Origin of the sequence: Paraburkholderia azotifigens (genome assembly GCF_007995085.1) — a bacterium.
GTDB classification, from domain to species: Bacteria; Pseudomonadota; Gammaproteobacteria; order Burkholderiales; family Burkholderiaceae; genus Paraburkholderia; species Paraburkholderia azotifigens.
Map to the genome: position 1 here is coordinate 2,808,030 of NZ_VOQS01000003.1, position 11,473 is coordinate 2,819,502.

General features: G+C 60.2%; 11 protein-coding genes and 1 pseudogene. 6 read left to right on the forward strand and 6 right to left on the reverse strand.

Annotated elements, in window-relative coordinates; translation table 11 throughout:
• Positions 1–30 precede the first annotated feature (30 nt).
• Together FRZ40_RS29855 and FRZ40_RS29860 are read left to right on the forward strand one after the other, a co-directional pair.
• Positions 31–921 carry a hypothetical protein gene (locus FRZ40_RS29855; protein WP_147236501.1) on the forward strand — a complete coding sequence of 297 codons (891 nt, stop codon included), beginning with the start codon at positions 31–33 and terminating at the stop codon, positions 919–921.
• Between the two features lie 131 nt (positions 922–1,052).
• Positions 1,053–1,619, forward strand: a complete 567-nt coding sequence (locus FRZ40_RS29860; protein WP_147236502.1) for a copper-binding protein — start codon at positions 1,053–1,055, stop codon at positions 1,617–1,619.
• Positions 1,620–1,769: 150 nt separating this feature from the next.
• Here the strand turns inward: FRZ40_RS29860 and FRZ40_RS29865 are convergent, their stop codons facing one another.
• Both FRZ40_RS29865 and FRZ40_RS29870 read right to left on the reverse strand, forming a co-directional pair.
• Positions 1,770–2,423 (reverse strand): dienelactone hydrolase family protein, encoded by a 654-nt coding sequence (locus tag FRZ40_RS29865; protein WP_147236503.1) that lies wholly within the window; start codon positions 2,421–2,423, stop codon positions 1,770–1,772.
• A gap of 161 nt (positions 2,424–2,584) precedes the next feature.
• Positions 2,585–3,847, reverse strand: coding sequence for a cation:proton antiporter (locus tag FRZ40_RS29870; RefSeq protein WP_147236504.1), 1,263 nt, complete (start codon positions 3,845–3,847; stop codon positions 2,585–2,587).
• A 592-nt stretch (positions 3,848–4,439) separates the two neighbouring features.
• Between FRZ40_RS29870 and FRZ40_RS44725 the strand changes: the two genes are divergently transcribed.
• Both FRZ40_RS44725 and FRZ40_RS29880 read left to right on the forward strand, forming a co-directional pair.
• On the forward strand, positions 4,440–4,802 hold the full coding sequence (locus tag FRZ40_RS44725; protein WP_193567045.1) for a hypothetical protein: 363 nt from the start codon (positions 4,440–4,442) through the stop codon (positions 4,800–4,802).
• A 15-nt stretch (positions 4,803–4,817) separates the two neighbouring features.
• Complete coding sequence (locus tag FRZ40_RS29880; protein ID WP_147236505.1) at positions 4,818–5,495, forward strand: VIT1/CCC1 transporter family protein; 678 nt, start codon at positions 4,818–4,820, stop codon at positions 5,493–5,495.
• Between the two features lie 791 nt (positions 5,496–6,286).
• Here the strand turns inward: FRZ40_RS29880 and FRZ40_RS29885 are convergent.
• From FRZ40_RS29885 to fae, 3 genes are all read right to left on the reverse strand, one after another.
• Positions 6,287–7,090, reverse strand: a complete 804-nt coding sequence (locus tag FRZ40_RS29885) for a family 1 encapsulin nanocompartment shell protein (RefSeq protein ID WP_028368625.1) — start codon at positions 7,088–7,090, stop codon at positions 6,287–6,289.
• Positions 7,083–8,153, reverse strand: coding sequence for a Dyp-type peroxidase (locus FRZ40_RS29890; RefSeq protein ID WP_147236506.1), 1,071 nt, complete (start codon positions 8,151–8,153; stop codon positions 7,083–7,085). Before FRZ40_RS29890 ends, FRZ40_RS29885 begins: the two co-directional genes overlap by 8 nt.
• Positions 8,154–8,445: 292 nt before the next feature.
• Positions 8,446–8,979, reverse strand: coding sequence for a formaldehyde-activating enzyme (gene fae / locus FRZ40_RS29895; RefSeq protein ID WP_147236507.1), 534 nt, complete (start codon positions 8,977–8,979; stop codon positions 8,446–8,448).
• 302 nt (positions 8,980–9,281) lie between these two features.
• Between fae and FRZ40_RS29900 the strand changes: the two are divergent.
• Both FRZ40_RS29900 and FRZ40_RS45210 read left to right on the forward strand, forming a co-directional pair.
• Positions 9,282–9,716, forward strand: a pseudogene (locus FRZ40_RS29900) (DUF4158 domain-containing protein); the annotation flags it as partial.
• 406 nt (positions 9,717–10,122) lie between these two features.
• Positions 10,123–10,506 carry a hypothetical protein gene (locus tag FRZ40_RS45210; protein WP_028368622.1) on the forward strand — a complete coding sequence of 128 codons (384 nt, stop codon included), beginning with the start codon at positions 10,123–10,125 and terminating at the stop codon, positions 10,504–10,506.
• A gap of 208 nt (positions 10,507–10,714) precedes the next feature.
• On the opposite strand, the gene FRZ40_RS44155 is transcribed toward FRZ40_RS45210, so the two are convergent.
• Positions 10,715–11,167 carry a hypothetical protein gene (locus FRZ40_RS44155; protein ID WP_158647041.1) on the reverse strand — a complete coding sequence of 151 codons (453 nt, stop codon included), beginning with the start codon at positions 11,165–11,167 and terminating at the stop codon, positions 10,715–10,717.
• Between the last annotated feature and the right edge of the window lie 306 nt (positions 11,168–11,473).

Here is an 11,473-nt window from a genome sequence, read left to right on the forward strand (position 1 = left end):
TTCGAGCCTTGGGCTTTACCGGAGAAAGTTGTGATCCGAAAAGGCTTTGTGACGGCGAAGAGGAAGGCGCTCTTTCTGGCGGTGTGGTGCACAGTCCTGTGGGCGTCCCCGGGAAACGCCGCAATCAGCGAACGCGCTCATGCCGGGTTGCCCGATCCGCACTCCGCGCTGGCGAGTCCTGCTACCCCTGAGATGTCCAACCTGGACAGGACGCTGACTCAGAACGGAATCGCCCCAGGCTCGGCGAAAGCGCACATGCTCACGGCATGGTTCGAGATGGTGTTGCATGACCCGGACATCGCGATGCGAATGGGTGGCGGCCCCGCTTTACTTGAACGGATTTTCCTGGACGAGGGCAAGCGCGAAGCACTGATGTCGAGCGGGCTTGCACGCGTGACTCCGCAGGTGCGGCTGCTGTATTTGCAATTGTTCACTCGCCTGCTCGATGAGTTTGTTCCCGTCAACTGCTTTGGACTTGTCGATATGAACGCGGTGATGAATCACATCACGCTAGGGGAAATGTCCGATGCGGATGCGGCGCTCTACCTGCAGCTCCTTTACAGAGTATTGGTCAGCAGTATGTCCGACGCGCCCGTCCGGCTGCCGACACCGCAGGAATACGCGGGTGCGATGGAGGAACTGTCCCGCGCAATCGTCATCGAGCTGGATGCGGATACGGCGAGTCTGGACCGCTATGGGGCATACACACGACGGCCATCCACCGCGACGCCATCCGACGTGTGCTGGACGACGAGAGTTACGCTGCACGCGATCGCGAAGATGCCCGAAAGCGCACGCGACATCATATTTTTGACGGCCATTACCGCATCGCACGTTGGAGCGTTCGCGAATCCTGCCGAAGAGGGTCCCGGGCAAGTGCCGCGCGACTCCGGCAAACGCATGGACGAGGGCATCCCTTAGCGCGCGAAGTTCAATATCGCCGCCGGCAAACACCGTGTGCCTTACGGTCGGATGGTGGCCGCCGGCGCCATGTAGTCTCGCATTGGAGAGAGCTTATGAATGTGCAATGGCCGTGCCGGAGCCTCGTCTGCATGATTGCCCTGTTGTCGGGCATAGGCGCGACAATCGATGCAGCAGGCCAGGACCAGGCTACCGATGTCGAACAGTCGAAGCCGTTCTCCGGCACCAGCGTCACGAGGACGAGGGCCATCGTATTCGGGATCGATACGACGCGTAACAGCATGACGCTTATGCAGGAGAGCGGCGAGCCGATCGATATTCTGGTGGACCCGTCGATTGGAGATGTCAGTACCCTGAAAACAGGCGATGCAGTTTCCATCACTTACAGCCGCGCGCTTCTGCTTCGTGCGGGAAAGACACCGACGGACGGTATTCGCGAGCGCATCGACAGTGGATTCAGCACTGCACAGTCCGTGGAGTCGTCGTTGTCGATGCACAGAGTTCAGGCAGTGGCGACCGTCGAAAAGATCGATCGCACGAATCGCTTGCTGACGCTGCGAGATCCGACCAGAACGTTGACGCTCGAAGCATCTTCCGAAGGTCTTCTGAACGGACTTAAGGTCGGCGACAGCGTGCGCGTCGATTTTGTCGAAGCGACGGCTATTCGCATTTCGCCCGGTGCAGCGCCTCCTCACTGAAGGCGATATGCGATCGCAGCAATGTTTCATATCGACTGTATGCCCGTCTCGGTGTGCAGACGACGTGGTTGAGAATGAACAGCGTTTTGCGGCGGTCAGGGCTTTGCGCTGCAACGGGGCGCGCCTGCCACGCTGAGCGCGAAGATCGGCTTAATCCTCGCGTGAGGGTGCCAGGTGCGACGCGAACCATTGGACGGCGAGCCGTTCCACCGTTTCGAGCGTGCCCGGTTCCTCGAAAAGATGTGTCGCGCCCCGTACGATTTCGAGGTCGCGCACGCAAGCCATCTGCTCCGCTGCCCCGCGGTTCAGACGGATGGCTTCTTCGTCGAACTCCCCGACTATCATGAGCGTGGGTGCGGTCACGAGCGACAACGCTTCCCGGGCCAGATCGGGGCGGCCTCCGCGCGACACGATTGCCCGAACCTCAGGCAGGTTTCCGGAAGCCACCAGCGCGGCCGCTGCGCCCGTGCTCACACCGAAAAGCCCAATGGAAAGCGTCGACGCATCGTGCTGCTCGCGTAGCCATGCCAGCGTTCCTGCGAGTCGGCGCGCGAGCAGTGGAATATCGAAACGGTACCCGGCCGTCACACTGTCATCGGCCTGTTCACCGTATGTGAGCAGGTCGAATAGCAAGGTCGCAATACCGGCCTGTTGCAAAGCCTTTGCTGTCTGCTGAGTGCGATAATTCAGCCGCCAGCTTCCGCCGCCGTGCGCGAACACCACAATGGCATTGGCCCTGGCAGGAATGCTCAGAGTGCCCTGAAGGCTCACATAGCTGACGGTTGCGTCATGCCGGCTTCGCATACAGCCTCCCGATCTTTCAGTCATCGTGCCACTACATGCTGCTACGTGCTGCTACGTGCTGCGGAAAGCGCCGCTATGCGAAGAGCCCTTCAGTACATCTATACCCAACCGTCTTCGCGTATACAGTCAGACGCCTTATACAGTCACATACGCGGGCTGCGTCAGGTCCCATCAGCAGTCGCGTGATGAACGTCGAGCACGTCGGGCGCATGCTCGGGCGCATCCTCGCCAAGGTTGGCAACCGCCTTTGCATAGCTGCCGATCGCGGGAAGCGCCGTCAGTCCGTGAGCGAATATGCTGAGCAAAACCGTCGCCATGACAGCGAGTCTGATGATCGGCTCTCCCGGCAGGTCGGCTTCTCCTTCGAGATAGACAAGTCCGAGAACAATCGATGCCAGTCCTCGCGGACCAAACCACCCCATAAATAGCGTTGTCGGCCGACTGAGATGCGTGCCTCTGAGCGCGATTGCGACCGGGACCATGCGAATCAACGTCAGACTCAGCACGGCGTACGCCAGAATCGCAAAGCTGAACTGCGCCCAGACGCGGGTGACGAGAAGGCCAAAGAGAAAGAACACAAAATAGTTGAAGAGTTGGCCACAGTCCTCTGTAAACTCGACGCCATGTTCACCCACTTCGCGAAAGCCGGACTGAGTCGCCAGGCCGGCCACGAATGCTGCAATGAACATGCTTGCGCCCGTCGCCTCCGAAGCCACGACGCAGGCAAGTGGCAGCGCCACTACGCCAAGCTGTGTGGCGGGTTCGGCCATCCATGCCTTGCGGTGAGCGAGACTGAGCAGCCATCCGCCGAGCAATCCGACGCCGAGCCCGATGAGTGTTCCATAACCGAGCTGCTCAAGCAGAAAACGACCCAACACTGAGCCGCCGCGGCTGGTCTCGCGCGCCTCTGCCAAGGCGATGAAGAACATCAGAAATGGGACCGAGAGTCCGTCGTTCAGGCCCGCCTCGACATTCAAGGCCTGACGGATCTGATGAGGGACTCGCGGGCTGTTCACAATGACCTGTCCGAGCCCGGCGTCAGTCGGCGCCAGTATGGCCGCCAGAATACCCGCTTCCCACCAGGTGAGCGTCCTGAAGACAACCATCGCGACGAGCACACCAAGTCCGATTGTCAGCAGCATTCCCGTGGTTAGCAGACGCACCGGCAAACTGGTTTCACCTTTGAGCACACGCGGCGGGACGCGTGACGCATCGGTGAAAAGCGTCATAACAAGACCAAGTTCGGCAACCAGCAGCAGTTCTTGCCTGTCCATCGCGAGTTCGTTCAATGCTCCCTGCGAAGTGGCCATCAACGCACCGAGCGCGGTGAACAATATCGGCGCAGTGAGTATCGTTCGCTCCAGCCGCCGGGATACCAGGCTGAAGAGGAAGGTCATCGAGATGAAAGCGGCGATGAGGATCATCTGTCATCTCCAAAGCTGCAGAGTCACGCTGTCGTAGCATCAGAGCGGAAGCAACGAGTTCTGCCTGAGTACCGTGCGCGAAGAAGAACGGCTCACAAAGTTTCTGTGAACCGGTAGCCGTAAAGATCGAGGAGTCGCGTATGGGCCGCGCGCTCATGCAGGCATCACATCGCGGATCGAGGTCACCGCGATTGATCCATGTCAATGCGGAGCGCACCGCGGAACCTGATTCAGGGGGCGCGTAATACAGCGCAGCAGCACCCGGAGCGTGGCACGCTCTCAGCACGATGATCGTCTTCATCTGCGTCGATCGGGCTAAATGGGCTACACCGTCCGCTAACAGAACATCCGCAATTGACCTGCGTCAATCGCTGGTGCGGTCGCGTGATTATCGTGATCTTCAGACCGGTCGAGTACCACACCGCATCCTTTGGAGAAGGAGTTGTTTCCTCATCTGTGCGTCCGCAAAAAAAGAATGATTCATCACTCGCGGCATCGGATCTGAAGCAGGGCAGGGCTGTCCGACTCGACCGATCGAACCCGCAGAAGCGTTGCTTTCAACTGGCGCGACGACATTTTGAGGCCCATGATCATGAGCGATCATTTTCTGCCGCACCACGGCCCGGAATTTCACCTTCCGATTCTCGAATGGGTACAGGGCTATCAGAAATCGTGGATCAAACCGGACGTCGTCGCCGGTGTGACGGCGGCGGCCGTGGTGCTGCCCGAGGCGATGGCCTACGCGACAGCCGAAAAGAAGTACCGCGAACAAAAGATTGCCGTCTGGCTGCTCGGTATGAGCCCGGAGGTGTTTGCCGTGGTCGAGAAGACACCGCTCGGCAAGACCCTTGAACACGAGCGCATGTTTCTCAATCTCGAACAGACGCTGGCTGCCTGGCATGACCTCTCGTGCAAGCAGGACGACGCATCGAGCAATGAGCCGACAAGTATCTGAGTGCGGAGCCTCGTCATGAGCACGATTTCACCCTTCGAACATGCCGAACCCGAACGCCGGGGAAGAATTCTCAACACCGTCGACCGCGTCTGCGAACTGTGCTTTGGTCTATTCATGGCGTTGACGTTCATCGGTGCTGTAAAGGCTGTGAGCGCTGATGCCGACGCCGGGCACAAGATGTTTTTTGCTGCACTCGGATGCAATCTCGCGTGGGGGCTTGCCGACGCCGTCATGTATCTCGTACGTACGCTTGCCGATCGGGGGCAACGCCTCAAACTCGCGCGGGCCATGCGCGGCGAGAACGAGCGGTCCGTGGCGCTGCGTGCTCTGCGCGACGCGTTGCCCGAGGCGCTCGGACCAGTTGTCGAGGATGCCGATCTCGAGCGAATTCGCGCTCGCCTGGCGGCTTTGTCGCTGCCAGATCGAGCGAGGTTCGTTCGGGACGACTTCCTCGGCGCACTGGGGATTTTTCTGCTCGTTGTTCTGGGAACATTTCCTGTCGCTATCCCCTTTATCATCTTCGATGATCACACAACTGCACTCATAGCCTCGCGCGTGCTCACACTGCTGATGCTTTTCAGTGCAGGTTTTGCACTTGGACGCTACACAGGCGGAGGCGCAGTCAAAGCAGGATTCGTCATGATCGCGCTTGGCATTGCGCTCACTCTGGCGATCATTGGACTGGGCGGATGACGGCTTCTTGATGCTCTATTCGGATGAGCCGTGCAAGCCGATTTTGCGTGTGGTTGGCAGGAACGCTGATATACGTCAATTCATTCGCCGCTCCCGTGGGTAGCTTAGCAATATGGTGTGACTGATCCACGCTGCAATCTGTACAGCGGTGTTTGGCACAGAGGCAGCACTCGATCAACGTCTTTGTCCAACGAGGCGAATTCCGTGGCTTTTCTTATACCAGCCTTGATTTTCCTTGTGTCGACAGGCTTCCTTGTCGGCGCATCGGTACAGCACGCGGAGCCGACTGCCGTTGCTCCCGCCCCCGCGTCAAGCTCGGGTGAGGGCGGGCCCGTGGCGCCGTCAGTACCTCCCGGGCCATCCAGCCTGAATAGTCCGGTCCGTCTGCAAGGTCCTGCTTCACAAGCACGGATATGAGTTTGGCAGAACGCACGGTGCAGACGGGTGAGATGGCAACCTGGATACGCGGTTCGTCTGGCAGGCTGTCAGCAGCCGGGCAATTGCATGTATGGCTTGCCCGGTTTGGCCGCGTGAGTTCGTTGTGCATTCCGCAAACGCGTGCGAAGTCGCATGCGATCGCATCGAACGAAGGGCGAGGGCCGTTTCCTACAGACGAGCGGGACAGAACCGGCGCGGATCTCGTCTAGAGACCGGTCGGTCCACAGTATCCTCTGCTCGCAGGAAATCGAAAAATGGCACGCCCACGCCGTGCTCAAAAGCTGGCCGGGTTGAATGTGGAGACGCGCGGCTCCGCGAATGCGGAACCGCGTGTGAGTGACGATCGGCGTAGCTTATTGCGCCGGCACCACCGACACCGATGCTTCGCTCGTCAGCATCAGGAAGGTCAGCGTCTCGCGCAGGTAGAGGCGCACCGTCGAGTCGGTATGGCTCTGGTAGCCGATCGACACGTCCTGGCCGAGATGCAGTTCGTAGTCGCCGCCGCGCATCGACAGCACGCTGCCGCCTTCGAGCGCCGGCGCCCAGATGATGTCGCCGTTCACGATCCGCTTGATGTGCTCGATGACGGGATAGCCTTGATCGCTTGCTTCGCCGAGCGCCGTGTACGCATCGGCGCCGAGCAGCACGGAGTAGGGACCGTCGACGCCCGCCAGACGCAACTGCTGCAGTGCGCCGCCAATCGCGTTCGGATAGTCGGCGACATCGGCGGGCAGTGTGAGCGACGTGTTCGACGAACCCTCGCGAATGCCGACGATGCCCGCCGCCTTGTAGCCGTCGAAGATCGCGCGGTCTTCCGCATAGGCGAGTTCTTTTGCAGCGTCCTTTGCGGGCTGCCAGTCCGAATCGTTGGCGCCACGTTCGACGGCGTCGATTGCATCGCGCGACAATTCGAACGGCACGGTCAGTTGCACGAGCGCCTTCACCTCGGACAGCTTCGCGCTCACGCCGTGATGCGGCGCTGCAATGCTCGCCAGGTGTCCCGTCCCGACGGCCGACAGATCGACGCCGCCGGGGCCCTTGACATCGACCACGCGCCGGCCGGCGACGGAGCGCCTGAACGTGCGCGCCACTTCTTCTTCGATTTGCGACCACGCTTCGCTGGAGATGGGGGCGAGCTCGCGATGCAGGTTATTCATATTGGGCAGTTCCTTTCAAAGAGCCGATATTCAGCGAGCCGTCAACGCGCGGCTCGGCGGATGCGAGGGTTTCGGAAGGCGCAGCCGGGCTCGCGCTCCCGTGCGAACTGTCGGGCTGCGGATTGCGGTCCGCGAGCGTTTCCAGCAGCGGCGCCGAAGGCACGAAAAAGAGTCCGCCCGTCGCCGCGCGGCTGAAGTCGAGCAGCCGGTCGTAGTTGCCCGGCGGGCGCCCGACGAACATGTTCTCCAGCATCTTTTCGATGGGTTCGGGCGAGCGCGCATAACCGATGAAATACGTGCCGAACTCGCCCGAGCCGGGGCGCCCGAAAGGCATGTTGTCGCGCAGGATCTTCACTTCCTGTCCGTTCTCGACGAGCGTCGTCAGCGAACTGTGCGACGAAGTCGGTTTGACGGCGTCGTCGAGTTCGATATCCGACAGCTTCGTGCGGCCGATGATGCGTTCCTGCGTCTCCACCGGCAACGCGTTCCAGCCTTTCATGTCGTGGATGTATTTCTGCACGAGCACATAGCTGCCTGCCGTGAATTCCGGGTCTTCGTCGCCGATCATCGTGAAGTCGACGGCTTCGCGGCCAGTCGGATTCTCCGTGCCGTCGACGAAACCCACCATGCTGCGCAGATCGAAATAGCGGAAACCTTGCACTTCGTCGACGACCATCACGGCTTCGCCGAGGCGGCCGATCAGTTGGGTTGCGAGTTCGAAGCACAGATCCATCTGGTCCGCACGGATGTGCAGCAGGATGTCGCCCGGCGTGGCGATCGCACGGCGCTCGCCCGGACCGAACTCGCGAAACGGATGAAGCTGCGCAGGGCGGGGCGCGCCGAAGAGCCTGTCCCATGCGTCGGAGGCGAAGCCGACCACGCATGACAGGTTGCCGGACGGAACGCGCTTGCCGACCGAGCGGACGAGCGCGGCGACGTCTGCGCACCATGCACGCACGGTGTCGGCATGCGCATCGCCATCGACGAGCGTCGCGACGATGAAGATCGCGCTGCGCGTAATCGGTGCATAGACGGCCTGGGGTTCTGGAATGTCGTTGGGCATCGGACCGGGTCCTGTCGAAACCATTGCGGATACTTGCGGATACGTTAGTGCGGAAAAAGTGCCGGATAGGAGAGTACCGCGAACGGGGGGTAGTTGTCGTAGGAGGGGATGGCGAGCGTTTTGCGAAAGTGGCTCACACCGGACTGACATGCGCTTATGGTGCGTCATGCCGCGTGCTTATGCTTTTGCGGCGTGTATCAGATGTCGAAAATGCACGATGGGAGAACGACAGCAAGCGGCGCCTCGCACTGCGCGCTCGCTGTCGCTTTGAGTTGTGGCGGACGTGCGCGGTCTAGCTCCAGTCGTCCATGTCGTGCTTGATGGTGTGCCGGTTGGCGATGAGCGTCTCCACGCTCGGTTCGTTGTTCATTGCGCGTTGAATCGCGAGTTTGGTCGCCTCGTAATTCGTGCGGTACATGTCCTTCTTGTCGAGATTCGCGTCCGTTGCGCAACGCGGATCGATCCACACCAGACTGACGATGCAGAGTTCGTTCGCCTGGTCCCTGGGCAAGATGCCTTCGATCAGGCAATCGACGATCGCATCCGCCGTGGCCGATTGCACGACGCCGCCGAACAGCTCGATCGTGGCCATGTCCCTGAGCGTCACCTTGGGCACGATCATCGTGGCGGGCCGAACCATCTGATTGCAGGCGCGAATGGCGAACATGGCCGTGTGCCCTTTGCTCTGTGCCATCATGTTCGCGAACGCATGGCCGACGGGCCCGTCGACCCGGCCGATCAGAATCTCGGGCATGGCGTCGGTCGCCTGGCCGGGCGCGGCGAACACGGTGGCTTCGCCGGCGCGGAACGTCAAATCGATACTCATCCTGGATCTCCTTTGATTGGGCGCGATGCCGGAAGGTCGAAGAATGCAAGGGTGGTGCCATTCGGCTCTGGGGCGTGGGTGATCGGATGCGACGAAGACGGACGGTGCGCAGTGTGTGCCGGGAGTGGAACAGATTGGGACAGACCGATTGCGTCAAAGTGACTCAGGCAGCCGCGCGATCCCGCGTTCCGACACCATCCTTAGTCGCTTCTCGCGCGACAGCTATCCCGATTTCTACTGTAGCGCGACTGGTCGCGCGTCGCTACGCTGACTCGCTCTCTTCGTCGATGCAAAGACTCGGGATCGACCACTGGCGAATGGCTTATCTCGGGATCCGGCAGGTGCCGCGTGGACTCAGTGAGTTCGAGCTCAACACGTTTTTCACGTTCTCCAGGCGCGAACTCGCGAGCATCGATTCGCGCCGCTCCGATCTCTACCGGCTGGCCATGGCATTGCACGTCGGGTTCATACGGATGACAGGCCGGACGCTCGTTTCATACAGGCAGATTCCAACGGTCCTCCTGCGACACCCCGGCCAGCAGTTGGGTGTGCAGTCGCCCGACGTCGGGACGCTTCGCTCGATCTACGACGGCAACCTGAAAACGCTGTCCGACCACCAGACCTTCGCGCAGATCATCGTTAATTTCCGGTCGATCGCAGAGCATCAGCGTCGATACGTCATCCGCTGGCTCAAGGAACAGCTCACGGGACCACGTCGACAGGGCATCGCAGGCGACGCTTTGCCTGCACCGAACACGATGAGCTTTGACATAGAGCTACAGGCCCCGTGACACGCAAGGCGTTGGCAGCGGACGTCGTCTCCACTGCGTCGATAGATCTTCACGGCCTTTTAGCGGTCGGGGATAAGGCCGCTATCTTTAGCACCCCACGCCTCCCGGAAGCGATCCAGGCCAATGGCCTGCTCGTATGGTGAGTGCGCGGATCACATCAGGCTGCATGCATCGGGAATAACGGTTCGAGGAAACCGAACCCCGATACGAGCGATCAACTGCGAGGAGGCCTTGGGCGCGACCTCACCGGCTTCCACTTGAGGGTTTTCCTTAGCCTCAGGCAAAGCAACAATGCCGATGATTGGCCGTCGGTACATGCTAGGATTTCTTTCAAACAACTCGGGAAACTGCTATGCCGTTCATCTGCGAAAACGTTGAATGTCGTGCTGTGCTGGCTCGCGGGCAGGTCAGATCCAATCACGAGGAAAGCGGGTGGTGCTTCTACTGCCCGGACTGCAAAATCAGGAACGAGTTGAAAGATATCGGCCTGCCTGGCGGTCCAGTAGAGTTGGTTCAGCCAGAAAGATCCGACCTTCCACACAAGGTAATAGCGACTGCTCGACCACTGGAGGACGGCAGGTACGCAGCGCAACTGCGTGTTCAGAGAGCACTCGGTATGAAAGGAACGTACGCAGTCGAAGAGTACTGGGAGCAGCTCGGTGTATTCCCCGACGCGCAAGAGGCCGTAGCGCATGCGAAGTCTATCGCAGCAGACATGCTGGAGCGAAAGGCCTAGTCGCGAGTGGCCCGCCGGATTGCGCCATACCTGTCAATGCGTGGATTTTACGGCGGGCCCACGACCGTAGATCCGCGCAACAACCCGGTGCTGTAGGGTGTGCATGTAGTGCAGAAAGCGGTTCAGTGTGTCTAAACGGATACCGCAGCACCACTCAGAATTCTCCATTAAACAAGATGTGACTGGCTTGCAGTCAACCAACCTTGACTCACGAAGCACCACCGGCAGTGAGCATGACAAATAGTCTCGCTGCTTCGTTGCCGTGGGACAAAGCGCGAAATGCAAGGGAGAGTGCTAGCTGTGCGTCGTGGGAGACCGCGCTCCGATCCTGATCGAAGAGCTTGACGGCATGGCGCATATGCTGCGCCGCCTGTGTGTGAAGCTCCACGGCAGCCGCATGATGTTTTGCCACGTCCGCAGCACTTACGCCTGAGACGCTTGATGGAGGCGTTATCGACGGCGTGTTGGCGCTGTGCGCGCCAGCGTCGCGTGCCTGATCGATCGCATGCAACGTATGTCCATGGGCTATCATCGCTTGATGTGCGGCGTGGGCAAAGTCTCGACCGTCCTCGAAATGCCGCGACGCCTCACGATGATGTCGCGCTGCCTGCTCGTGGTGTGACGCCGCGGCTTCGAGATGACCTTTCTTGCTGTGTTTCATGTTCAAGCCGGCTCCTGTGCAACTTCAGCACTAACTCCGATGGCGACCGATTCGAAGACACTGTGGCGGGTCGCAACAAGATCCTAATCTACACGCACTTGCGCCTTCTGTGGCGTTTGCGCCTCGCGGAAAATCGGCATCACGTTCGGCCCGCGTTTCGAGCCGGAGCGTTGTGGTGATCGCGCATATTGAACCGCGCGAACAAAACGTTAGCGCGGCTCGTCGACCATGGCGAGCTACATCATCGTTGATTCGACTTTGCAAATGTTCATCCAAATTCCGTGCGTTATCGTGGCAGCTCTGCGG